This is a genomic window from Streptomyces sp. NPDC059567 (genome assembly GCF_042735655.1).
Classification (GTDB): Bacteria; Actinomycetota; Actinomycetes; order Streptomycetales; family Streptomycetaceae; genus Streptomyces.
This window is the reverse complement of the sequence record NZ_JBHWBS010000061.1, coordinates 725-23,898: the sequence shown is the minus strand read 5'-3', so window position 1 is coordinate 23,898 and position 23,174 is coordinate 725. Positions and strand designations below refer to the sequence as shown.

Annotated in this window: 21 protein-coding genes and 2 pseudogenes; 9 read left to right on the top strand and 14 right to left on the bottom strand. The window is 71.7% G+C overall.

Annotation, left to right across the window (positions count from 1 at the left end; all coding sequences use genetic code 11):
• The 6 genes and pseudogenes from ACFVZW_RS24390 to rsmI all read right to left on the bottom strand — a co-directional run.
• Positions 1-228 (bottom strand): annotated as a pseudogene (locus ACFVZW_RS24390) (sensor histidine kinase); the annotation flags it as partial.
• Complete coding sequence (rsmA, locus tag ACFVZW_RS24385; protein ID WP_383560236.1) at positions 225-1,097, bottom strand: 16S rRNA (adenine(1518)-N(6)/adenine(1519)-N(6))-dimethyltransferase RsmA; 873 nt, start codon at positions 1,095-1,097, stop codon at positions 225-227. The gene rsmA and the pseudogene ACFVZW_RS24390, both read right to left, overlap by 4 nt.
• A 16-nt stretch (positions 1,098-1,113) precedes the next feature.
• On the bottom strand, positions 1,114-2,439 hold the full coding sequence (locus ACFVZW_RS24380) for a ubiquitin-like domain-containing protein (RefSeq protein ID WP_384524917.1): 1,326 nt from the start codon (positions 2,437-2,439) through the stop codon (positions 1,114-1,116).
• A gap of 72 nt (positions 2,440-2,511) precedes the next feature.
• Complete coding sequence (locus ACFVZW_RS24375) at positions 2,512-3,381, bottom strand: TatD family hydrolase (RefSeq protein ID WP_384524914.1); 870 nt, start codon at positions 3,379-3,381, stop codon at positions 2,512-2,514.
• A 107-nt stretch (positions 3,382-3,488) separates the two neighbouring features.
• Entirely contained in the window at positions 3,489-3,965 is a 477-nt protein-coding gene (locus tag ACFVZW_RS24370) for a hypothetical protein (RefSeq protein WP_384524911.1), read from the bottom strand.
• 139 nt (positions 3,966-4,104) lie between these two features.
• On the bottom strand, positions 4,105-4,992 hold the full coding sequence (rsmI, locus tag ACFVZW_RS24365) for a 16S rRNA (cytidine(1402)-2'-O)-methyltransferase (RefSeq protein ID WP_384524908.1): 888 nt from the start codon (positions 4,990-4,992) through the stop codon (positions 4,105-4,107).
• 52 nt (positions 4,993-5,044) lie between these two features.
• On the opposite strand from rsmI, the gene ACFVZW_RS24360 reads away from it, so the two are divergent.
• The gene (locus tag ACFVZW_RS24360) at positions 5,045-6,787 is read left to right on the top strand and encodes a dolichyl-phosphate-mannose--protein mannosyltransferase (RefSeq protein WP_384524905.1); all 1,743 of its coding nucleotides are present in this window, start codon (positions 5,045-5,047) and stop codon (positions 6,785-6,787) included.
• A 650-nt stretch (positions 6,788-7,437) separates the two neighbouring features.
• On the top strand, positions 7,438-7,887 hold the full coding sequence (locus tag ACFVZW_RS24355) for an SRPBCC family protein (RefSeq protein ID WP_384524902.1): 450 nt from the start codon (positions 7,438-7,440) through the stop codon (positions 7,885-7,887).
• 854 nt (positions 7,888-8,741) lie between these two features.
• On the opposite strand, the gene ACFVZW_RS24350 is transcribed toward ACFVZW_RS24355, so the two are convergent.
• From ACFVZW_RS24350 to dapA, 3 genes are all read right to left on the bottom strand, one after another.
• Positions 8,742-9,158, bottom strand: a complete 417-nt coding sequence (locus ACFVZW_RS24350) for a hypothetical protein (protein ID WP_384524900.1) — start codon at positions 9,156-9,158, stop codon at positions 8,742-8,744.
• A gap of 547 nt (positions 9,159-9,705) precedes the next feature.
• Positions 9,706-10,347, bottom strand: coding sequence for a maleylpyruvate isomerase N-terminal domain-containing protein (locus ACFVZW_RS24345; protein WP_384524897.1), 642 nt, complete (start codon positions 10,345-10,347; stop codon positions 9,706-9,708).
• Between the two features lie 181 nt (positions 10,348-10,528).
• Positions 10,529-11,452, bottom strand: coding sequence for a 4-hydroxy-tetrahydrodipicolinate synthase (gene dapA, locus ACFVZW_RS24340; RefSeq protein WP_384524894.1), 924 nt, complete (start codon positions 11,450-11,452; stop codon positions 10,529-10,531).
• 71 nt (positions 11,453-11,523) lie between these two features.
• Here dapA and ACFVZW_RS24335 point away from each other — a divergent pair, with 71 nt between their 5' ends.
• The 5 genes and pseudogenes from ACFVZW_RS24335 (at position 11,524) to ACFVZW_RS24315 (ending at position 16,996) form a co-directional block, all read left to right on the top strand.
• Positions 11,524-12,465: a LysR family transcriptional regulator gene (locus tag ACFVZW_RS24335; RefSeq protein ID WP_384524891.1), complete on the top strand. Its 942-nt coding sequence runs from the start codon at positions 11,524-11,526 to the stop codon at positions 12,463-12,465.
• Positions 12,466-12,510: 45 nt separating this feature from the next.
• Positions 12,511-13,140, top strand: a pseudogene (locus ACFVZW_RS24330) (IS5 family transposase); the annotation flags it as partial.
• Positions 13,141-13,838: 698 nt separating this feature from the next.
• Positions 13,839-15,464, top strand: a complete 1,626-nt coding sequence (locus ACFVZW_RS24325) for a penicillin-binding transpeptidase domain-containing protein (protein ID WP_384524888.1) — start codon at positions 13,839-13,841, stop codon at positions 15,462-15,464.
• Between the two features lie 195 nt (positions 15,465-15,659).
• Positions 15,660-16,148, top strand: a complete 489-nt coding sequence (locus ACFVZW_RS24320; RefSeq protein WP_384524885.1) for a YbaK/EbsC family protein — start codon at positions 15,660-15,662, stop codon at positions 16,146-16,148.
• A complete protein-coding gene (locus ACFVZW_RS24315; RefSeq protein WP_383560256.1) occupies positions 16,145-16,996 on the top strand; it encodes an EamA family transporter in 852 nt (283 codons plus the stop codon). Before ACFVZW_RS24320 ends, ACFVZW_RS24315 begins: the two co-directional genes overlap by 4 nt.
• A 13-nt stretch (positions 16,997-17,009) precedes the next feature.
• Here the strand turns inward: ACFVZW_RS24315 and ACFVZW_RS24310 are convergent, their stop codons facing one another.
• Genes ACFVZW_RS24310 through ACFVZW_RS24290 form a run of 5 tightly spaced genes read right to left on the bottom strand, consistent with a single transcriptional unit; the run spans position 17,010 to position 21,579 of the window.
• Positions 17,010-17,780 (bottom strand): SDR family NAD(P)-dependent oxidoreductase, encoded by a 771-nt coding sequence (locus ACFVZW_RS24310; protein ID WP_384524882.1) that lies wholly within the window; start codon positions 17,778-17,780, stop codon positions 17,010-17,012.
• A 7-nt stretch (positions 17,781-17,787) separates the two neighbouring features.
• Positions 17,788-18,996: a serine hydrolase domain-containing protein gene (locus ACFVZW_RS24305; protein ID WP_384524879.1), complete on the bottom strand. Its 1,209-nt coding sequence runs from the start codon at positions 18,994-18,996 to the stop codon at positions 17,788-17,790.
• 45 nt (positions 18,997-19,041) lie between these two features.
• A complete protein-coding gene (locus ACFVZW_RS24300) occupies positions 19,042-19,797 on the bottom strand; it encodes an energy-coupling factor ABC transporter ATP-binding protein (protein WP_384524876.1) in 756 nt (251 codons plus the stop codon).
• Entirely contained in the window at positions 19,785-20,546 is a 762-nt protein-coding gene (cbiQ, locus tag ACFVZW_RS24295; protein ID WP_384524873.1) for a cobalt ECF transporter T component CbiQ, read from the bottom strand. The genes ACFVZW_RS24300 and cbiQ overlap by 13 nt, the downstream gene beginning before the upstream one ends.
• A gap of 1 nt (position 20,547) precedes the next feature.
• On the bottom strand, positions 20,548-21,579 hold the full coding sequence (locus ACFVZW_RS24290; RefSeq protein ID WP_384524870.1) for an energy-coupling factor ABC transporter permease: 1,032 nt from the start codon (positions 21,577-21,579) through the stop codon (positions 20,548-20,550).
• 133 nt (positions 21,580-21,712) lie between these two features.
• Between ACFVZW_RS24290 and ACFVZW_RS24285 the strand changes: the two genes are divergently transcribed.
• Together ACFVZW_RS24285 and ACFVZW_RS24280 are read left to right on the top strand one after the other, a co-directional pair.
• On the top strand, positions 21,713-22,072 hold the full coding sequence (locus ACFVZW_RS24285; protein WP_384524867.1) for an SsgA family sporulation/cell division regulator: 360 nt from the start codon (positions 21,713-21,715) through the stop codon (positions 22,070-22,072).
• Positions 22,073-22,109: 37 nt separating this feature from the next.
• Complete coding sequence (locus ACFVZW_RS24280) at positions 22,110-23,030, top strand: endonuclease/exonuclease/phosphatase family protein (protein ID WP_384524864.1); 921 nt, start codon at positions 22,110-22,112, stop codon at positions 23,028-23,030.
• Positions 23,031-23,174 lie beyond the last annotated feature (144 nt).

Sequence of the window (23,174 nt, the reverse complement as noted above, 5' to 3'; positions counted from 1 at the left end):
GCGCGCCGCGCCGACCGCCAGCTGCACTTTGACGTTGGCGGGCACCCGTACGGTGACGCGCCGGGCGGCGTCCGGGCCGGCGCCGGCCGCTGTGGCCGCGCCGCCGAGGCCGCCCTGGGGCCCGACTCCCGAGCCCGCGCCGGTCACGTCCGCGCCGCCGGTCGCCGTCGCCGCGCCGCCGAGGCCGCCCTGGGGCGCCCGTCCCGTACCCGTACCCGTACCGCTCACGCCTTCGCCTCCGCGATCCGCGCGAACTCCTCCACCGTCAGCGCCTCGCCCCGCGCCTGCGGCGAGATCCCGGCCTTCACCAGTGCCTCCTCCGCCGCCGCGGGCGAGCCCGCCCAGCCGGCGAGCGCGGCCCGCAGGGTCTTGCGGCGCTGCGCGAAGGCCGCGTCGACGACCGCGAAGACCTCCGCCTTGGACGCGGTGGTCGCCACCGGCTCCGTACGGCGGACGAGCGAGACGAGACCCGAGTCGACGTTCGGCGCGGGCCAGAAGACGTTGCGGCCGATCGCGCCGGCCCGCTTCACCTCGGCGTACCAGTTCGCCTTCACCGACGGCACGCCGTACACCTTGTTCCCGGGCTTCGCCGCGAGCCGGTCGGCGACCTCCGCCTGGACCATGACCAGCGTCCGGTCGATGGTCGGGAAGCGGTCCAGCATGTGCAGCAGGACCGGCACGGCCACGTTGTACGGGAGGTTCGCGACGAGCGCCGTGGGCGGCGGGCCCGGCAGCTCCTCGACGTGCATCGCGTCCGAGTGGACCAGCGCGAAGTGGTCCTTCTTCCCCGGCAGACGCGCGGCGATCGTCGACGGCAGCGCGGCCGCCAGGACGTCGTCGATCTCGACGGCCGTCACCCGGTCCGCGGCCTCCAGGAGCGCCAGGGTCAGCGAGCCGAGCCCGGGGCCCACCTCCACGACCACGTCGTCGGGGCGCACGTCGGCCGTGCGGACGATCCGCCGGACCGTGTTGGCGTCGATGACGAAGTTCTGGCCCTTCTGCTTCGTGGGGCGCACGCCGAGGGCGGCGGCCAGTTCACGGATGTCGGCGGGGCCGAGGAGGGCGTCGGGGCCTTCGGGGCCGGTGGTGGTGCTCACCGGTACAGCCTACGGCTCACCGGTAGAGCCTTCGGCCGCAGTGCGGCCACGGACTCGCGCCGCGCTGCACGTAGAGCTTCTTCGCCCGGTACGTCTGTTCCGATGCGGGCGCGTTCTGGGCGGTCCCGCTGCCGCCGAGGGAGCGCCAGGTGCCGGGGTCGAACTGGTAGAGCCCGCCGTAGGTCCCCGAGGGGTCGACCGCGTTCGGCCGGCCGCCGGACTCGCAGGCCGCGAGCGCGCCCCAGTCGAGGCCGTCCGCACCGGTCACCGACGAGGGCAGCGGCCGGGTGCCGACCTTCACCTTGCGGGTGACGGGCTCCCGCACGATCTCCTCGCCGATCTTCTTCGGCTTCTGCCTGACGCCGTTGACGGTCCGCAGGGCGTACGTGACCCGGCGCACGCCCCGCACCCCCTGCCGTTCGACGACCTCCGTGCCCGCGAAGAGCTCGGGGTCGCGGGTCCTCTCGACGGCGTACGGGATCGGCTCCTCGCGGACCTCCTTGGTGCCGGTGATCCGCATGACGGTGATCGTCTGGCCGTCGCGCGGGAAGGAGCCGGGCGGTACGGAGGTGGTGTCCTGGCCGGAGAGGGTGATCCCGGCCTCCTCGACGGCCTCGCGGACGGTGGCGGCGTTGGTGCGCAGGGTCCGTGCACGGCCGTCGGCGAGGAGGGTGACGGTCCGTTCGGTACGGACGTCGAGGGCGAGGCCCTGGCGGGAGATGGGGGCGGAGCGGGATACCGAGAGGTACGCGCCCTCGGCCCGGACGCCGAGCTGGCGCAGGGCGCCGTCGACGGTCCTGGCCGTGGTCCACACCTGGCGGCGCTGCCCGTCGAGGGTGAGGGCGACGGGCCGGCCGTAGCGCACCACGACCTCGTCGCCGCTGGCCAGGTCCTCGCCGGGCGCCGGGGCGACGATGTCGTGGGAGCCGACGGCCAGGCCCTCGTCGGCGAGGAGCTCGTCGACGTCGTCGGCGAAGGTGTGCAGGGTGCGCGGTACGCCGTCGACGGAGAGCCGGATGGCCTTGTCGTTGGCGACGAAGGCGCTGGTGCCGCCGGCGAGGAAGGCGACGACGAGGGCCTGCGGGACGATGCGCCGCAGCCCCTCGCCGGGGCCGGGCCTGGCCTTGCGGCGGCGGGCGGCGCGCCGGGCCTCGGCGCGGCCCGTGGCCTGGCCGGGAGCCTGACCCGGGGCCTGGCCGGGAGCCTGACCCGGGGCCTGGCCGGCGGGCCGGCCGGGGGTCTGGCCCGGGAGGACGAGCGGGGCGGCCTGGGTGGGCTGCTCGTGGACGGGCAGGTCCGCTGCCCGCCGTCCGGCTCGGTGACTGCCCTGGGAAGTGCTCACGAGGCCGGGACCCTAGCCCCGGCGGCGATCACTCTCCAAAACGACCCGACTACAACACGTAACCGTTATGCATCAGTAATCGAAGGCGGTGGCCGTGTTCACGGCGATCGCCTCGCAGAGCTCCTCCTCCGCGATCCCGCGCACGGCCGCCATCGCGCGGACGGTGACCGGGATCAGGTACGGCGCGTTCGGCCGTCCGCGGTACGGCGCCGGGGTGAGGAAAGGGGCGTCCGTCTCGACGAGGACGAGCTGCAGCGGGGCGACGGCGAGGGCGTCGCGCAGCGGCTGCGCGTTCTTGAAGGTCATGTTGCCGGCGAAGGACATGTAGTAGCCCTTCGCGGCGCAGATCTCGGCCATCTCTGCGTCGCCGGAGTAGCAGTGGAAGACGGTCCGCTCCGGCGCGCCCTCCTCGTCCAGGACGCGCAGGACGTCGGCGTGGGCCTCGCGGTCGTGGATCACGAGCGCCTTGCCGTGCCGCTTGGCGATCTCGATGTGGGCGCGGAAGGAGCGCTCCTGGGCGGCCTTGCCCTCGGGGCCGGTGCGGAAGTAGTCCAGGCCGGTCTCGCCGACGGCCCGGACGTACGGCAGGGCGGCCAGCCGGTCGATCTCGGCGAGGGCCTCGTCGAGGGCCGCGTCCCCGCCTGCCTCGCGGGCGCCCTGGCGGGACCAGCCGTCCGGATCGCCCAGCACGATCCGGGGTGCCTCGTTGGGGTGGAGGGCGACGGCGGCATGCACGTTCTCGTGCGCGGCGGCGGTCTCGGCGGCCCACTGGGAGCCCTTGAGGTCGCAGCCCACCTGGACGACGGTGGTGACGCCGACGGCGGCGGCCTTGGTGAGGGCCTCCCCGACGGTGCCGGACTGCATGTCCAGGTGGGTGTGCGAGTCCGCCACCGGCACCAGGAGGGGCTCGGGCAGCGGCGGCGGGGCGTCCTTGGAACTCATGACCCCGATCGTACGAGGGGCCATGAGTTCACTCGCGGTGGCCTGCGGGACGGCCGGCTGCGGAGCCGGTGGCCCACGGGTCGGTGGGTGTGATCCCGGAGCCGGGGTTACGACGCCGGGGGCTTGCGGTGGAAGAGGTCCGACAGATGGCGCCTGCGGGATTCCTTCACGTACACCGGGCCGGGAGCGTCCCCCTCCGGCGCCTCGCCCCGTTCGAGGTCCTGACCGATCGGCCCCGCCAGGCCGATCGGGCCGGCGGGCGTGACCGGCCGCTTCGCCCCGGTTGCTTCGGCGGCTCCGGCCGCGCGCGGATGGTAGGCCTGCTCCCAGGAGTCGAGGACCGATGAAACCTGGCCCGCGCGCATGATGCGGACGACATGCGCGCCGCAGTTCATGCAGGTCGGGCTGGACAGCGGCGAGGGGACCCGTTCGCCGCCGGCCTTGTAGACGATGAATTCCTGGCCGGCCGCGTCGACGTGGTGCTCGATGTCGTACGCCTGCTCCCAGCCGTACCCGCACCTCATGCAGGCGAAGGCGTACGCCTCGTGGGCGACGGGTATGCCGGTGCCGGTGATCTCACTCATGCCAGCTCCTCTCCACCGATCCAGTGGACGCCTTTTCGGGCCGGAGCGCATCAGCGCCGGACGAACAATGGAACGCTCTTTGGCGTTCCCTTGCTCTCAGGCCCTCAGGAGGCCCGCCGCGCGGGTTTCGCTTTGCTTTTCACGATAGCTCTTTACCTTTTCCGGGGCCCGTCGCAGCCGCGTTCTTTGCCGCGACGACGGCATCGAACACCTCGCGCTTGGGCAGCCCCGCCTCGGCCGCGACCGCCGCGATCGCCTCCTTGCGACGCTCCCCCGCCTCCTCGCGCACCCGCACCCTGCGCACCAGCTCCTCGGCGTCCAGTTCGGCGGGCGCGGCCTCGGGGGCGCCCTCGACGACGACGGTGATCTCGCCCCGTACGCCGTCCTTCGCCCACTCCGCGAGGTCGGCGAGGCCGCCGCGCTTGACCTCCTCGTACGTCTTGGTCAGCTCGCGGCAGACGGCGGCCCGGCGCTCGGCGCCGAAGACCTCGGCCATCGCGGCGAGGGTGTCGTCGAGCCGGTGCGGGGCCTCGAAGTAGACGAGGGTCCTGCGCTCCTGCTCGACCTCCCGCAGCCGCCCGAGCCGCTCGCCGGCCTTTCTCGGCAGGAAGCCCTCGAAGCAGAAGCGGTCCACGGGCAGCCCGGACAGGGCGAGCGCGGTCAGCACGGCGGAGGGGCCGGGGACGGCGGTGACCTTGATGTCCTGCTCGACGGCGGCGGCGACGAGCCGGTAGCCGGGGTCGGAGACGGACGGCATCCCCGCGTCGGTGACGAGCAGCACCCGCGCGCCGCCGACGAGCGCCTCGACCAGTTCGGGCGTACGGGCGGACTCGTTGCCCTCGAAGTAGGAGACGACCCGGCCCGACGTGTGCACCCCGAGGGCCCGGGTCAGGCCGCGCAGCCGCCGGGTGTCCTCCGCCGCGACGATGTCGGCGGTCTCCAGCTCGGCCGCGAGCCGCGGCGGCGCGTCCCCGATGTCCCCGATGGGCGTCCCTGCAAGTACCAGCGTTCCTGTCACATGGGTCATCCTCCCAGCCCGGACAGGCGACTCGCACAGGCGCGTTCCCTACGATGGCGCGGTGACCAGTACCGCACCCGAGACCCTGCAGGGTCAGCACGCCGTGGAAGAGCCCCCGTCGTGGCAGCAGCGTCTGCGGCGCTTCGGCTACGCACCACCCGCTTCGAGGGCTGCCGGGCCGGGGCTGCGGGAGCGTCTCGTGCCGTCGTACACACGACCGTCGAAGCGGCTGTGGTCGCTGCTCGGGGTCGCTCCCGGCGCCGGGGACGTGATCTGGCGGCTCGCCGCCTGGGGCGGTCCGCTGCTGGTGGCGCTGCTGGCGGGGCTGCTGCGGTTCTGGAACCTGGGCAAGCCGAACGCGGTGATATTCGATGAGACGTACTACGCCAAGGACTCCTGGGCACTGATCAACCAGGGTTACGAGGGGGCGTGGCCGAAGGACATCGACAAGTCGATCCTCGCCGACCCCGGCGCGGTCGCGATCCCCACCGAGCCGGGCTATGTGGTCCATCCGCCGATGGGCAAATGGGTCATCGGCCTGGGCGAGAAGATCTTCGACTTCACGCCCTTCGGCTGGCGGTTCATGGTGGCGCTGCTCGGCACCCTCTCGGTGCTGATGCTGTGCCGGATCGGGCGGCGGCTGTTCCGCTCCACGTTCCTGGGGTGTCTGGCCGGACTGCTGCTCGCGGTGGACGGTCTGCACTTCGTGATGAGCCGTACGGCGCTGCTCGACCAGGTGCTGATGTTCTTCGTGCTCGCCGCCTTCGGCTGTCTGGTCGTCGACCGGGACTGGGCGCGGCGGAGGCTGGCGCGGGAGCTGCCCGTGGACGAGGAGGGGGTCCTGCGGCCGGACGTGGACATCGCGGAGACCCTGCGGCTCGGCTGGCGGCCGTGGCGGCTCACCGCGGGGGTGATGCTGGGGCTCGCGGCGGCGACGAAGTGGAACGGCCTGTACGTCATGGCCGCGTTCGGTCTGATGGCCGTGGTGTGGGACGTGGGCGGCCGGCGCACGGCGGGCGCGGTCCGGCCGTACGCCGCGGTGCTGCGGCGCGACCTGATCCCGGCGTTCGTCTCGGTGGTGCCGGTCGCGATCGTCACGTACCTGGTCACGTGGACGGGCTGGATCGTCACGGACAAGGGGTACTTCCGGAACTGGGCGACGGAGCAGGACAAGCTGAACGGCGGCGGGACCTGGGCCTTCCTGCCGGACTGGCTGCGCAGCCTGTGGCACTACGAGACCGAGGTCTACAAGTTCCATGTGGGCCTGAACTCGCCGCACACGTACGAGTCGAACCCATGGAGCTGGATCGTCCTGGGCCGCCCCGTCTCGTACTTCTACGAGTCCCCGGCACCTGGCACGGCGGGCTGCCCCGCGAACGCGACGGAGAAGTGCGCCCAGGAGGTCCTGGCCCTCGGCACACCGCTGCTGTGGTGGGCGGCCTGCTTCGCGATCCTGTACATCCTGTGGCGCTGGGCCTTCCGCCGGGACTGGCGGGCGGGCGCGATCGCATGCGGAATCGCGGCGGGCTGGTTGCCGTGGTTCCTCTATCAGGAACGCACCATCTTCCTTTTCTACGCGGTGGTGTTCGTGCCGTTCCTGTGCCTCGCGGTGACCATGATGATCGGCGCGATGATCGGCCCACCGGGCTCGTCGGAAAGGCGCCGGACGTTCGGGGCGGTGGGGGCGGGAGTTCTCGTTCTCCTCATCGTCTGGAATTTCATCTATTTCTGGCCCATCTACACGGGCACGTCGATTCCGATGGACCAGTGGCGCAATCGGATGTGGCTGGACACCTGGGTCTAACAGGAAAAAGACACGAAGAGGGCACGGCCGGTGACCGCGCCCCCTTGGTGATTGTTGGCCGCCGTTAAGGACCGCCCTTCGGGCGGGCGACCCTCGGGCGCCCACGGCCCCAGCGAGAGCGGAGGCACGGCGGCTTACCCGGTACTGGGGTGCCGCCCCCTCTACCCAGTAGCCGGGGCCATGCGTGGCTCTACTGCCTACTGCCTACTGGCAAGTGGGCAGTAGAGCGCCCCCTACTGCCCACACAGGTGCTCTCACCAGTCGATTGGGCAGTAGGCAGTAGCCACTAGGACCTGCCTGGCAAATGATCTTGGGCGGGTTCGCGGAGCCAGGATGAGTGAGGCTTGTGGACTCCGGCCTTGAGCTTCCCGAATCCCCGATGGGCGCCGACGCGGGGCTGCGATCAGGCGCGGGCCGGGAGTCCTAGCCCGGCCTTGGGACTGGTACAGCCTCTGGCGCTGAGAATGATCACCGCTGCCTAGCACAGTGATCGTTCCCGGGCTGGGGTTCGATGAAGATCGTCGATCACGGCCGGCAGGGCCAGGCTCTGGTGTGGCGCCGCAGGCGGCTCGCCGGGCCGCGGCGGCCGATGGTCGCCCTCCTCGCCCCGTGGGATCATTTTGTCCTAGGGGCTACCCGAAGGGGGCGCAATGTCCCGCATCGAAGAAAGCATCGACATCTCCCGTCGCCCCGACGAAGTCTTCACGTACATGACAGATCCGAACCACATCGCGGAGTGGGAGGAGAGCGCCGCAGCGGTACGCACCCTGAGTGAAGGGCCGCTCAGCGTCGGCTCTCGCTTCCAGGTGCAGCGGCAGATCGGGCGCCTGGAGGTCCCCATGACCATGGAGGTCACGGAGTTCGACCCGCCGCGCAGCTGGCACTTCCACGGCGTCGACGGCCCGGTCCGCAGTGACCTCCGGGGCACGATCGAGCCGCTCGACGACGGCCAGCGATCCCGGCTGACGCTGTCCCTCGACCTCGAGCCGCACGGCATCGGCAGGGTCCTCGTCCCGCTCGTGGTCAAGCCACTGGTCCGCAAGGAGATTCCGCGGGACGAGGCACAGGCCAAGGAACTGCTTGAGGCGGGCGCGTCCTAGCTTTGGAATGCCGTCCGGGGCAGGCGGCCACGGACTCCACACGCTGCGTGGCGCTCCAGGGAGGCTTTTCAGGAGGGGGTGACGGCGGGTGCCCACCACCGGCCCCCCTCTGAAAAGCCTCCCTGCTCAAACTAGAGAGTTGAGAGAGAGCAGCGTCCCCCGCCCTCTCCGGACCCCCACTGACCTGTACTTTCCATGCGGACGCTAAACAGAATGTATAGCGTCCGCCAGCGTCCGCAGCGTCCGCAAGATCAGCGCTCCCCTAAGAGCATCACCGCAGGTCAGAAAACTCTTAGAGGGGGGTGGGCTGCGGACGCTGATCCTTCAGGCAAGAGGAGCACCCGGGCGCAGGGGTGCTCCTCTTGCCTTGAGGGGCACTCGCTCCACGTCCCGCGAGAAGAGACCAGCCCCGCGCACGCCGAGGCATGTGGGCTCTTCGATCTCCGCCTCAGGGCCCGGCTTGTCGCCCGCTTGTCGCTTGTCACTTGTCTTGTCGCTTGTCGCCACGCAGGTCAGAAGCCCCTTCCATGCCTCGGGAGGCACACGGACGTCCGAGGCGACAAGCGACAAGACAAGCCGCGGAGCGCAGAGCACCTCGCCCCGACGGCGCGCACCGCAGCGCGAGCGAAGCGAGCTGCCAAGGGTCGAGCGGCCAACGGCCGCACCTTCTAGCCTCTCCCACGGGCAGACGGGCACCCGAACGCGCCGCTAGGTCTAGCGATGGGGGTTGCTAGGTCTAGCAACCCCGCTAGCGACCAATCACAGCCCTGACCTGCCCTCTAGCGTCTAGCAAGGGAGACGCCGGCGCCCCGGTCTCAGCGCGAAACCGGGGTCCGAGGAGGGGGGAGCGCTTGCTAGTTGGGCAGGAAGCCGGGCTTTTCCTGGCCCAGCGCACGCAGGTGCGCGAGGGAGTGCTGAGCCGATGGCTCGTGGCTGTACCGGCGCTTGACCTCGGCGGCCAGCTCGCGGCTCGTCATGATGAGCGAGGGGACCGACTGCCTGTCGCCCTGGAGCGCCCGCTCCCCCATGATGAGCGCCTGCTCCAGGTCACCTTCGCGGGCCGCCGTTACGCCGAGCGTCACGCGCGCCTCCGCGTTGCGCATCGGCGAGCGCTCTGTTCCATCGAAGTCCGTACCCGCACGCAGCACTTCCTCGGCGAGGTTCCGGGCAAGCCGGTCCTCGCCCACCAGGCGGTAGCAGTCCATCGAGTAGAAGTCGAACTTCGCCGGATCGACCACGAAGTGGTCGTCCAGGTTCTCCGGGTGCGGCATCCCTTCGAGCAGCCGCCGGCCTTTGTCCCAACGCGACTTCCACCTGACGCCGGTCCCCGAGCCACGCCCAAGCCTTCGCCTCCTGGCCCGCGAGCTGCACCGCTACGCCGTGATGGGCGGCGACCTCCGCCCCGGCCTGAGCCGCAGCGATGACTCCCCGGTAGTCGCCGGTCGTGAGAGCGAACCAGGCCCGCATCTCGTGCGCCCATCCGGCCACTTCCGCGTGATCTGCCTCTGTCGCGATCGAGAGCGCTGCGCGTCGTGTCGATTCGGCCGCGTGACGGTCGCCGGAGTCGTACTCCACGCAGCCAACGAGGAGGGCAAAGCCACCCCGAAAGGGCGAGCGCTTCCCGGTGTTGGGCGAGCGTGAGGCTCTTGGAGTGCAGCTCGACAACCCGGCGCAACCACTGACGGCCCTCGATCAGGAGCTGGTCACTCGGCATGAACGGGTACTCGGAGCACAGACGGTCCGTCGTGATCCGCAGTGCGTCGAGCGTCGCGTTGTCGACGTCGGACCGATTGAGTCGGCTCACGATCTCCAGCGTACCTACAACACACGTAGGGCCTGGTCAACGTCACGCTCACGCCTGGCGAGCGCATGCAACACGGCTTGGTCGCCGTGCCGGTCCCGGGCGGCGGCAACGAGCACATCCACCGCGATGGCGAGCGCAGCATCGGGCACTCGGCATGGCGCGTCGACACTGAGCGCGAGGTCATCAAGGTGAACCGCTAGCTCGACGCAACGGGTCTGCAGGTATCCGTCGAGCAACATCTCCTCTCCCGGCCGGTGAAGGACAGCCACCCGCCGATCGGCCGACTCCATGCCCAGCCGCTGCGTCAGCCGCATCCACGCTGCCCGGGCCTGCTCAGCCACGACAGCGGACCCGGCCGCGGCGGTTTCCTCGCTGCGGGCACGCACCCCGACGTTCAGCGCAGAGTCCGGCAACGACGTATCGGCGAGCCGCGCGTAGTACCGAACCGGTGACACCGGTTCTGCGCCGACTACCTGACCGTCGAGGAACCACTCGACCTGGAGGACGCTACGCGCAAGGTGGCCGGCCAGCCCACCCACTGACATCCCGGGGAGCACGGATTCGGTCTCCCAGCGTCGGGCTACCTGGTCTGTGGCCAGCAGGTGCACCGCCTTCTCGGCAGCCTGCAGGTAGGTCTTGCGGATCTCATCAGTCATTCGGGCATCGTCGCAATCTCAACATCACAGCCGCTGACAGGTCCACGTTGTGGATCGACCCGCCGTCTTGGCCGCCTGGACGGCTCGCCCATGTGGGGAGTGTGGCGGCACAGGAGCGGGCCGGGCCCAATCGGCTTGCATCGAAGGTCTACGGGGTTCCCCCGGGGACCACGGGTCTGTCTCAGGCCGCGGTCCCTTGGTGGGCTTGGTGGGTCCTGGTGGCGGACAGGTCCGCCGCTAGGCGGACCGAATCAGCGGAGGCGGCCAGCAGCGGCAGTCGGACGGCCGGGCTGGGAATACGGCCCTGGGCGTGCAACACCCCCTTGATCACGGTCGGGTTCGGCTCGGCGAAGAGCGCGGCGGACAGCCGGGCCAGCTCCATTCCCAGCCTGCGGGCCGGTCCGGTGGCGTCTCGCTGCCACAGCGAGATCAGCTCGGCGAAGTCAGCGGTGCGGACATTGGCCGACGCCAGGATGCCGCCGCGGGCGCCCGCCGCGAGCAGCGGCGAGATGACGGCGTCATCGCCACCGAGCACCGCGAAGCCCGGTGTCGACGAGCCGAGCAGTTCCATCGCGGCCGCGTCGATCGCACCGGTCGCGTACTTGACCCCGACGACCTCCGGTAGGTGCCCGAGCGCGTTCAGAGTGCCGGTGCTGAGCGACTGACCGGTGCGGTACGGGATGTCGTAGACGACCAGCGGCAGGCCCCCGTGTTCGGCGAGTGCCGTGAAGTGCGCCAGCGTTCCCGCCTCGCCGGGCCGGGTGTAGGGCGGCGTGGGAACCAGCGCCGCGGCGACGTCACCGCTCTGAGCGAGCTCCCGCAGTGTCGTGATGGCGGCGGCGGTGTCGTTGGTGCCGACGCCGACGATCAGCGGAGCTCCGTGTGCCCGGCAGGCGGCCGAGCAGATGCGGACCACGGCCCGCTTCTCCTCGGTGGTCAGCGTGGCCGCCTCCGCAGTGGTGCCCAGGGCGACGAGTCCCCGAGCGCCGGCCGCCAGCGCCTCGTCGGCGAGGCAGGCGAGCGCGTCCGGGGCGAGGCGCAGGTCGTCGGTGAACGGAGTCACCAAGGGGACAAACAGGCCGGTGAGATTCGCTTCGGGCTTCATACGCCCAGCCTGACCGACACCAACCCAGTAGATCCAGTTCATGTTTCTTTCCTCATGCGTAAGCTCACCTTATGCTCGATGTCCGACGTCTCCACCTGCTGCGCGAGCTGGACCGACGCGGCACCATCGCGGCCGTCGCCGAGGCGCTGACCTTCACCGCCTCGGCCGTCTCCCAGCAGCTGAGCGTGCTTGAGCGCGAGGCGGGCGTACCCCTGCTTGAACGAAGTGGCAGACGGGTGGTGCTCACCCCCGCGGGCCGCACCCTCGTCACCCACGCCGATGCCGTCCTCGAACGCCTCGAACTGGCCGTGTCCGAGCTGGCCGGGGCACGCGAGGGCATCGGCGGGCCACTGCGGATCGGGACGTTCCCCTCTGGCGGCCCCGCGATCGTGCCCGCCACGCTGGCCGAACTGGCCCAGCGGCATCCCGCGCTGGAACCGATGGTGCAGGAGATCGACTCGGCGCGGGTCTCCGACGGCCTACGCGCCGGCGAACTCGACGTGGCCCTCGTCCACGACTACGACTTCGTGCCCGCGTCACCGGACACCACGGTCGACCAGGTGCCCCTGTTGGAGGAGCCGATGTACCTGGCCACCAGGGGCGCGCCCGCCACCGGTCTCGTCGCCCGCGGCGAAACGCTGGCCGAGCTGCTCGGACCGTGGGCCACGTCCCCATGGATCACGGCCCGGGACGGCACGACCGGTCACGCGATGGCCGTGCGCGCCTGTCAGGCAGCCGGATTCCAGCCGCGCATCCGCCATCAGGTCAACGACTTCCGTACGGTCCTGGCACTGGCCGCCATCGGCCAAGGCGCCGGATTCATACCGGAGATGGCCACCGCACACGCCCCCGAGGACGTGGTCCTGACCCGGCTGCCCCTCTTCCGCCGCTCGAAGGTCGCCTTCCGCGCGGGCGGCGGCACCCACCCGGCGATCGCAGCATTCGTGGCGGCGGCGCGAACAGCGGTGGGTGCCACGGGCCGTGCCTCCTTACTGATCGCTTCAGTGACTTGAGTCGCGGGTCTTGTGCTCAGTGATCTTGTCGGCAGGGTGTCAGGAATGCGTGCTGATCTTGTTCCTGACGACCTGTGGCAGCGGGTGGCCCCGCTGCTGCCGCCCGCTCCCGAACGGCGCCGCTGCTACCCCGGTCGGCTGCGCGTTCCCGACCGGGGTAGCACTCGCCGGCGTCATGTACGTGCTGCGGACCGGTGTCGCGTGGCGCGATGTCCCCGCAGAGACCGTGGGCTGCTCCGGAGTGACGTCCTGGCGTCGGCTGCGGGACTGGACCGAGGCCGGCGTCTGGCCACGCCTGCATGCCGCCCTGCTGGCCGAGCTTCGGCGCGCCGCCCTGCTGGACCTGGACGACTGTTCCGTGGACGGGTCGCACGTCCGGGCCCTCAAAGGGGGGATCACGTCGGTCCCTCGCCCGTCGACCGCGCCCGTTCCGGCTCCAAGCACCACCTGATCGTGGACCGCCACGGAGCCCCGCTCACCGTGACGCTGACCGGCGGGAACCGGCATGACGTCACCCAGCTCCTGCCGCTGCTGGACGCCGTTCCGCCGATTCGGGGTCGGCGGGGACGTCCCCGCCGCAAGCCCCGGCGATACGAACGACGCGCCGATCTCCACCAGGGCCTCCTCGAGCTGGCCTGCAGCCTCATATGCCTCCGCCGCCTGCGAACCTCATTCTGCAACGATCAGTTAGTGCCTACGTTCATGCGGCCGCCGGTGGGGCGCTGCATCGCGGGACCAGCTTGCGGTGTGGCCGTGCTGCGCCTCTGCCCGTTGGGTGCTGCGTGACAGCTTGTGTGACGTGTAGGCACTCCAGATACCACCCAGCGCGCCCCGTGCCCCTATTGCCAATCCTGCCCAGTCGTTGGCATCGCCGCCTCCGCCTCCCCTCCCGATGGCGGCGCGGCCCCTTCGCCCTCCATGAGGAACAGCAGCACTATGGCGACCAAAATCAGCACCGCTGAGAGCACGGCGATGCGAGGGAGTAGCCGTTTACGCCGTGCCTGAGGGTCCATGGTGGACTCCCCGCTGAGGGCTCTCTCCCATCGTCTCCAGGGCAGGACCCGTCCGCGAAGGCTCTCGCCACGGCCCATGGACGGCCCACAGGGCGGCCACCGGCCCCAGACAGATGGGAAGTCGCTGGTCAGAGCCAGTCTGCCTTTGATCCGCAAGGCTTCAGCTGTCTGGCCGATCTACACGGCACGTCGATTCCGATGGGCCAGTGGCGGAACAGGATGTGGCTGGACACCTGGGCATAGCCGGATTCCCAAGTCCCGTACGGGCAGGGCCTGGTGATTCCGTTCCGGTAACAACCGTCACCCGTGTCACACCTGTCACCTAGGCTTCCATGATCGCCTGGGGAGGGGAGCGCAATCGTGCGCAGTGGAGCGAAGGTGGCCATCGTCGGAGGAGTCTTCGTCGTCGTCGCGGGTGGAGTCCTCTACGGGGGCTACACGCTGGCCGGCGGGATCAACGACGGCTCGGGGGCGAGCACCCAGGGGGCGGAGAAGAGATCCGGGCCCGTCACGGGGGACGAGGTCGAGAGCGCCGCGAAGGAGTTCCTGGCCGCCTGGGCGGCCGGGGAGTCCGACCGTGCCGCGCAGGCGACCAACAACCCCGTCGAGGCCGGGCCGGCCGTGCTGAACTATCGCGAAGGCGCGAAGGTCTCCAAGGCCGAGATCACCCCGGGCAAGGCGGTCGGCGCCAAGGTGCCCTTCACGGTGAACGCCACCGTGACGTACGAGGGGCAGTCGAAGCCCTGGACGTACGCCTCGGAGCTGACCGTGGTGCGCGGGCTGACCACCGGGCGGCCGCTCGTCGAGTGGAAGCCGAGCGTCATCCACCCGAAGCTGACCCAGAAGTCGACCCTGCGCACCGGCGCGGCGAAGACGGGCGCCGTCAAGGCCGTCGACCGCAAGGGCGTCGAGCTGACGAAGGAGAAGTACCCCTCGCTCGGGCCGGTCCTGGACCAGCTGCGCGACAAGTACGGGACGAGGGTCGGCGGCGAGCCGGGCGTCGAGACCTTCATCCAGTCCGACACCGAGGGCGTCCCCGACACCACCCTCGTCACCCACGTCCCGGGCAAGCCCGGACGGCTCGAGACGACCATCGACGCGGCCGTCCAGGCGGCGGCCGAGCGGTCGGTGAAGAAGTACGGGCAGGCGTCGGTGGTGGCGATCAAGCCGTCGACGGGCGAGGTACGGGCGGTGGCCAACAGCCCGTCCGCCGGCTTCAACACGGCGTTCGAGGGCCAGCAGGCGCCCGGCTCGACCCTGAAGATCGTCACGGCGGCGATGCTCCTGGAGAAGGGCTTCGTGACGGCGAGCGGGACCGCGCCGTGTCCGAAGGACGTCACGTACTACGGGACGCCCTTCCACAACCTCGACGGCTTCGCGCTCGGCGACGTGCCCTTCTCCCGGAGCTTCGCCAAGTCCTGCAACACCGCGTTCATCAAGTGGATCGACGACGTCGACGACGACTCCGCGCTCGGCAAGGAGGCCCGGGACGTCTTCGGGATCGACCTCGACTGGAAGACGGGCATCAAGTCGTTCGACGGGTCCGTCCCCGAGGCGACGCACGGCACGGCGGCGGCGCAGTACATCGGGCAGGGCACGGTGCAGATGAACGTGCTCAACATCGCCTCGATCACCGCCACCGCGAAGTACGGGACGTTCAAGCAGCCGTTCCTGGTGTCCAGGGACCTGGACGGCCGGACGTTCGCCGAGGCCTCGCGTTCGCTGCCGGACTCGGTGGCCCGCCAGCTGCGTTCGATGATGCGGGCGGCGGCGACGGGCGACGGAACGGGCGCGAAGGCGATGGCGTCGGTCGGCGGGGTCAAGGGGGCGAAGACGGGCTCGTCGGAGGTCGACGGCCAGTCCACCTCCAACAGCTGGTTCGCCGGCTACTCCGACGACCTGGCCGCCGCGGCCGTCGTGCAGGAGGGCGGGCACGGCGGCGACGCGGCGGGCCCGGTGGTCGCGAGCGTGCTGCGGGCGGGCTGAGCTCGGAGGGACCTCGGGGGCCGATCGCGGGTCGGCCCTGCTTCCGGCGCGGCGCGGGAGCCCGGGGGCCGATCGCTGGCCGGCCCTGCTTCCGGCGCGACGCGGGAGCCCGGGGGCCGATCGCGGGCTGAGCCCGGAGCCGACCCGGACCAATCCAGTCGCGTGGCCCGTACACCGACCGCTAGCGTGCGGGCCATGACCTCTCCTGAATCCCACGCCCACCCCCAGTTCGCCGCGGCCCTTCGGGAGCTCGGCCTCGACGTCGAGATCCGCCGGTTCCCGGACGAGACCCGCACCGCCGCGCAGGCCGCCGAGGCCATCGGCTGCGAGGTCTCCGAGATCGTCAAGTCGCTGATCTTCGCGGCGGACGGGGTCCCGGTGCTGGTCCTGATGGACGGCTCCTCGCGGGTCGACGTGGACCGGGTGCGCGAGGAGCTGGGCGTCGAGGCCGTGACGCGGGCCGACGCGAGGGTCGTACGGGAGACCACGGGGTACGCGATCGGGGGCGTCCCGCCGTTCGGGCACCGCACCCGGACCCGGGTCCTGGCCGACCGGGGGCTGCTCGACCACGACGTGGTGTGGGCGGCTGCCGGCACCCCGCACACGGTGTTCGCGCTGGACCCCAAGTCGCTGATCGCCCACGCGGGCGGCGCGCTCGTGGACGTCCGCGAGCGGACCAAGTGACGCCGCTGGTCGCGGCGGCGGTGCTGCTCGCCGCCGTGACGCACGCCGGCTGGAACGCGCTCGCCCACACGATCCGCGACCAGTTGCTCTCCTTCACGCTGATCTCCGGCGGCGGGGCGCTGATCGGGGGCGTTGCGGCCTTCTTCGTACCGCTGCCCGCGGCCGGGGCATGGCCGTACCTGATCGTGTCGGCCGTGCTGCACGTGGGCTACATGGCCCTGCTCATGCGGTCGTTCACGCTCGGCGACTTCGGCCAGATGTACCCGATCGCGCGGGGTACGGCCCCGCTGGCCGTCACGTTCCTCGCGGCCGTCTTCGTCGACGAGATCCCGGACGGCTGGCAGCTCACCGGGGTGGCGTTCGCATGCGCCGGTCTGACCGGCCTGGCCCTGTGGGGGGTTCGCGGCTCCGGCCGCCGCCCCGACTGGCCGGCGCTGCTCGCGGCCGGGGCGACGGGCCTGGCCATCGCGGGCTACACGGTCGTCGACGGCGTCGGGGTACGCGCCTCGGGCACCCCGCTCGGCTACATCGCGTGGCTGATGGTCCTGGAGGGCCTGGCCATCCCGGCGTACGCGCTGTGGACCCGCCGGTCCGCGCTCCTGCCCCAGCTCCGGCCGCACGCGGTCCGGGGGCTGCTCGGGGCGGCGCTCTCGGTCTGCGCGTACGGTCTGGTCCTCTGGGCCCAGACGAAGGCGGCCCTGGCCCCGATCGCGGCCCTGCGGGAGTCCTCGATCATCGTGGGCGCGGCCATCGGAGCGCTCTTCTTCAAGGAGCGGTTCGGGGGGCCGCGGGTGGCGGCGGCGGGTCTGATGGTGGTGGGCATCGGCCTGATGCTGCACGCGAGTTGACCGGGGCCGGAGCCTACTCCCCCAGCACCTCGGCGAAGTGCGAGTTCACGGCGAGCAGCCCGCCGTCCACGCGGAGGTCCGTGCCGGTGATCCAGGCCGCGTCACGGGAGGCGAGGAAGGCGACCGCGGAGGCCACGTCCTCCGGGGTGCCGACCCGGCCCAGCGGGTAGACGCGGTCGGCGAGTGCGGCCAGTTGCTTCTCCCGGGAGTGCCAGCCGCGGGTGGCGATCGTGCCGGGGGTGATCTGGTTGACCCGCACCCCGTGCGGGGCCGCGGCGCCCGCGAGGGTCCGGGTCAGGGAGGCGAGGCCCGCCTTGGCCGCGCTGTAGGCGTGGTTGCCGAAGTACGCCTCGGCGTTGACGGACCCGATGTTGACGATCGCGCCGCGCCCGCCCGCGGCGAGCAGGGGCAGCGCGGCCCGGGAGCAGCGGACCGCGCCCATCAGCGTGACGTCGAACTGGCGACGCCAGCCGTCCTCGGGCTCGTCCTCGAAGGGTCCGACGTCCGGCAGATCCCGCGCGAACGCGTTGTTGACGAGCACGTCGAGCCCGCCGAACTCCTCCGCGGCGTACGCGACGGCCGCGGCCACCGACTCCGGATCCCCGACATCGCACCGCACGGCTCGGGCCCCGGGCAGCCCGCCGGCCGTCTCCCGCGCCGCCTCCTCGTCCACATCGGCGACCAGGACGCGCGCGCCCTCCTCCGCCAGCCTGCGCGCGGTCGCGGCCCCGATGCCGCGCGCCCCGCCGGTGATCAGTGCCGCATACCCCTCGAACCTGTCCATGCGCCGATCACAGCACCGACCGCACCGCTCGCACCAGGGCCTGGGCGCGTGGGTCCGCGGTGACCGTCTTGCGCATGCCGTTCGTCACGTAGCCGAAGGCGATGCCCGATTCGGGGTCCGCGAAGCCCAGGGAGCCGCCTCGGCCGGGGTGTCCGAAGGAGGTGGGGCCGAGGAGGGGCGAGGCCGGGCCGTGGAGCATGTGGCCCAGGCCGAAGCGGGTGCCGACCATCAGGACGCGGTCGGGGCCCGCGGACTCCTCGGTGCGGGCGAGGGTCAGGGTCGCCGGGGCGAAGAGGCGGGGGCCGCCGTCGACCGGGCCGAGGGTGGCGGCGTAGAAGCGGGCCAGGGCGCGGGCGGTGGAGACGCCGGCCGAGCCGGGCAGTTCGGCCGCGCGGTACGCCGGGTCGTTCTCGTCGGGCTTGGGGTCGATGGCGCCGAAGGCGCGCCGGGTGAGGGAGTTCGGGTCGCGGTAGGCCTCGGTGACCGAGCGCTTGGGGCGCAGCTTCAGGGCGCCGCTGTCGGCGGGTTCCAGCTCCTCCACCGGGCCGAGGCGGCCGACCCGCGCCGCCTCCTCGGGCGGCAGACCTATCCAGAGGTCGAGGCCGAGCGGACGGGCGATCTCCTCGGCGATCCAGCGGCCGATGGTGCGGCCGGTGACGCGGTGGACCAGGCCGCCGGTCAGCCAGCTGAAGGTGTGGGCGTGGTAGCCGTGTGCCGTGCCCGGTTCCCAGACCGGGCCCTGCGCGGCGATCGCGGCCTGGGCGATCACCGGGTCGATCGCCTCCGCGAGCGTCAGCGGCCGGTCGAGGACCGGCAGCCCGGCCCGGTGCGCGAGCAACTGCCGTACGCTCACCCGGTCCTTGCCGGCCGCCTTGAACTCCGGCCAGTACGTGCCGACGGGCGCGTCCAGGTCGAGCTGCCCGCGCTGGTGCAGCAGCAGCGGTACGGCCGCCGCGACGCCCTTGGTGGCCGAGCGGACGACCTGCGCGGTGTCCACGGCCCACGGGGCGTCCCCGTCGACGTCCTTCGTACCGCCCCACAGATCGACGACCTTCACGCCGTCGCGGTAGACGGCGAGTGCCGCGCCCCGCTCGCCGCGGTCGTGGAAGTTGCGCAGGAACGCGTCCCTGACCGGCTCGAATCCCGCCGCCACCGTGCCCCGGACGTCCACGTCCCACACTCCTTCTCGCTCGTACCGGATCCGTCGCGCCCCCATGGTGCAACGCCGGACCGGGACCCCCGATTCCGGGGTCGGGAACGGTCAGGCGACCGGGCGGGGGGAGAAGCCGTACGGCAGTTCCAGGCGGTTGCGGGCCATCAGCTCCCCGTCGGCGAGGACGTCGGCCGTGGGCCCGTCCCCGGCGATCACGCCCTCGCTGAGGATCACCGAGCGCGGGCAGAGCTCCAGGGCGTACGGCAGGTCGTGGGTGACCATGAGGACGGTGACGTCCAGGGAGCGCAGGACGTCGGCGAGCTCGCGGCGCGAGGCGGGGTCGAGGTTGGAGGAGGGCTCGTCCAGGACGAGGATCTCGGGCTCCATCGCGAGGACGGTGGCCACCGCCACGCGTCGGCGCTGCCCGAAGGAGAGGTGGTGCGGCGGCCGGTCCGCGTACTCGGCCATCCCGACGCGTTCCAGCGCGCGGTGGACGACGGCCTCCAGTTCCGCGCCGCGCAGCCCGGCCGAGGCCGGACCGAAGGCGACGTCCTCGCGGACGGTCGGCATGAACAGCTGGTCGTCCGGGTCCTGGAAGACGATCCCGACCCGGCGCCGGATCTCGGCCAGGTTCCGCTTCTCGACGGGCATTCCGGCGACGGAGACCGTGCCGGCGCCGCCAGTGAGGATCCCGTTGAGGTGGAGGACGAGCGTGGTCTTGCCGGCGCCGTTGGGCCCGAGCAGGGCGACCCGCTCGCCGCGCGCGACGGTCAGGTCGACACCGAAGAGGGCCTGGTGGCCGTCGGGGTAGGCGTAGGCGAGGCCGCGGACCTCGAGCGAGGGGGCAACGTTCATAGCGTCCATCCGAGCAGGCAGATCAGCAGGGCGGCGAGCGGCAGGACGGCGGCGTACGTCCACTGGGTCCGGGTGGCCGTCGCCTCGTCGATGACCGGTATGGACCCCGCGTACCCCCGGCTGACCATCGCGAGATGGACGCGCTCGCCGCGCTCGTAGGAGCGGATGAAGAGCGCGCCCGCGGACTTGGCGAGAACACCCCAATGGCGTACGCCCTTCGCCTCGAAACCGCGCGAGCGGCGGGCGACGGACATCCGGCGCATCTCGTCGGTGATCACATCGCCGTACCGGATCATGAAGGAGGCGATCTGGACGAGGAGGGGCGGCAGCTTCAGCCGCTGCAGGCCGAGGAGCAGCGCGCGCAGTTCGGTGGTGGAGGCGAGGAGCACGGAGGCGGCGACGCCTAGGGTGCCCTTGGCGAGGACGTTCCAGGCACCCCACAGGCCGGGGACGGAGACGGAGATCCCGAGGACCTCCGTCTGCTCGCCGGGGACCACGAAGGGCATCAGGAACGCGAAGGCCACGAACGGGATCTCGATCAGCAGCCGCCGCAGCAGGAACCCGGCCGGGATCCGGGCCAGCGCCGCCACGACGCCGAGCAGGACGGCGTAGAGGGCGAAGGCCCAGACCGCCTCGCGGGGCGTGGAGACCACGACCACGACGAAGGCGAGGACGGCGACGAGCTTGGTGTGCGGGGGCAGCGCGTGGACCGGCGAGTCTCCCTGCCGGTACAGCTTGTGCGTGTGCCCCGCGCCCATGTCAGACCTGCGCTCCGGACGATTCCGTACGGCGGCGGCGGACCATCCAGAACGCGCCGGTGCCCACGGCGAGGGTCGCGCCCACGCCGATCACGCCCGCGAGGCCGCCGGAGAGCCTGGCCGCCTCGACGCCCTTGACGCCGTAGTCGGCGAGCGGGGAGTCGGCCGTGGCGTGCTCCTCGACGTTCTTGTCGATGCCCTTGTCGGCGGCGACCTTCTCCAGGCCGTCGGGGCTGGCGGAGGCGTAGAAGGAGACGAAGCCGGCCAGGACGAGGGCGGCGATCAGGCCGCCGATCCACACCTTCTTCGGCGAGCCGGGCTCGGCGGCCGGGGTGGCCGGGGCCGCGTCGACCAGTGCGCCGTTCACGCGGAGCTTGAGCGGGGTGCTCAGGCCGCGGGCGCCGTAGACGAGGTCGGGGCGGACGGCGACGACCGCGCCGACGGTCAGCATGGTGATGGCGGCCTCGCCGATGCCGATGAGCGTGTGGACGCCGACCATCGCGGTGAGCACCTTGCCGAGCGGTACGTCGGTGGTGCCGCCGATGGCGTAGACGAGGGTGAAGGCGGCGGCCGCGGCGGGCACGGAGACGAGCGCGGCGACGAAGGAGGCGACGGTCACCGAGCGGCGGGTGCGCGGCAGGACGAGGACGAGGCCGCGGAAGAGCGCGTACGCGACGACGACCGTGACCACGCCCATGACGGTGATGTTCACGCCGAGCGCGGTGAGTCCGCCGTCCGCGAAGAGGATGCCCTGCATGAGCAGGACGACGGCGATGCAGAGCACGCCGGTGTACGGCCCGACGAGGATCGCGGCGAGCGCACCGCCGAGCAGATGTCCGCTGGTCCCGGCGGCGACCGGGAAGTTCAGCATCTGCACGGCGAAGATGAAGGCCGCGACGAGCCCGGCCAGCGGGGCGGCCCGCTCGTCCAGTTCGCGTCGGGCACCGCGCAGGCTGACGGCGACGGCGCCGACGGCCACGACACCGGCGACGGCGGATACGGGGGCGTTGATGAATCCGTCAGGTACATGCACGTCCCGAATGATGAGCGTTCCTGCAAAGCACTTGCAAGAGCGCACAGATCACAGAAAGGCAGCGCTCGCCACGCGCGCGCCGCGAAATATGGGACATTAGGGGGTAAATGAGACGAGTGTGAGGAGTGACTCGATGTCCCCCACCGCGGATGACCGAGCAGTCGAGGATCACGCCAAGGGACGGATCATCACCGACGCCCCGCTCTCTCGCCCCGTCCCCGTCGCCCTGCGTTTCGATCCCGAGGCGACCCCCGCCACCGTGCGCTTCGTCTTCCCCGGCAACATCGAGTGGTCCTTCCCGCGCGCCCTCCTGGAGACCGGGATGCGCGCCCCGACGCGGCGCGGCGACATCGGCGTCTGGCCCTGCGGCCGGGTGCAGACGGTGGTCGAGTTCCACACGACGGACGGTGTCGCGGTCGTCCAGTTCGACACCACGGCCCTGCTGCGCTTCCTGAAACACACCTATGCCGTCACCGCGTCGATCGCCCCGTAGAGTGCCGTCGTCATCCTGACGATCATGGGGGATCCACTTGAGGAAGAGACTGTGGGGGGCGCTCGGCGCCGCCCTTCTGGCCCTGTCCGGCGCGTCGGCGTCCGGGGCGACGGCGCAGGCCGCGCCCGCGGCGGCGACACCGCCGCCGGGGACCAACCTGCAGGTCATGAGCTGGAACATGTGCGGTGTCGAGCGGTGGGGATGCACGAACACCGGCACGGCCGCCGAGAAGTCCGACGTGGTGAAACAGTACGTACAGAGCCACTACGTGCAGGCCGTCCTGCTCCAGGAGGTCTGCGCGAGCGGTCTGGACGACCTGATGACCAAGCTCGGCGCGGGCTGGAGCAAGAGCTTCGCGCCGTACCACTGGTCGCAGAAGGGCGTGCGGACCCCGAGCCCCTGCGCGACCGGCGCCGGCTCCGACCCGAACGACCTCGTCGGCACCGCGATCGTGGTCAAGGCCGGTCTCGCGGACGCGCAGCAGTACCCGACGACGCAGCCCTGGACCGGGCTGAACCCGCCGTTCCAGTGCGCGACGGCGACGTACTTCGGCGTACGGCTCTGCAGCGTGCACGTGTCGACGAAGAACGCCAACCCGGAGCACCCGGACTGGGACTACCGCGACGACCAGCTCGCGGAGATCAAGCAGGTCGTCTCCGGCTCCCCGAAGGTGGCCTTCGGCGGCGACTTCAACGCGAGCCCGCCGGACCGTCCGGGCAACCCCGACGCCTGGATCTGGCCGGCCGGGCTGTACTCCCAGGGTCCGGGCACCCCCGGCTACCAGGAGTGCGACCAGCAGGGCGCGGCGCGCACCGGCCGTGACACCCACGACGGCGGCTGGAAGCTCGACTACCTGTTCAGCAGCGAGGCCCGGCGGTGGTGCCTGGTCGCCGACACCCCGCGGTCGGACCACCACGTGGTCATCGAGAGCCTGACGATCACTCCGCCGGCGGGCTGAGACCGCCCCGGGGGCGCGCCCCGCAAACGCAACCGCGCCCCGCCCCCGGCCGGGGCGACACCTAGTCCGCCCGGGGGCGCCCGGGGCGCCCCCGCCCCCCCGGGCCCGCGCCGGCCCGGGGCGTCCGCGCCCCGCCCGGGCGCC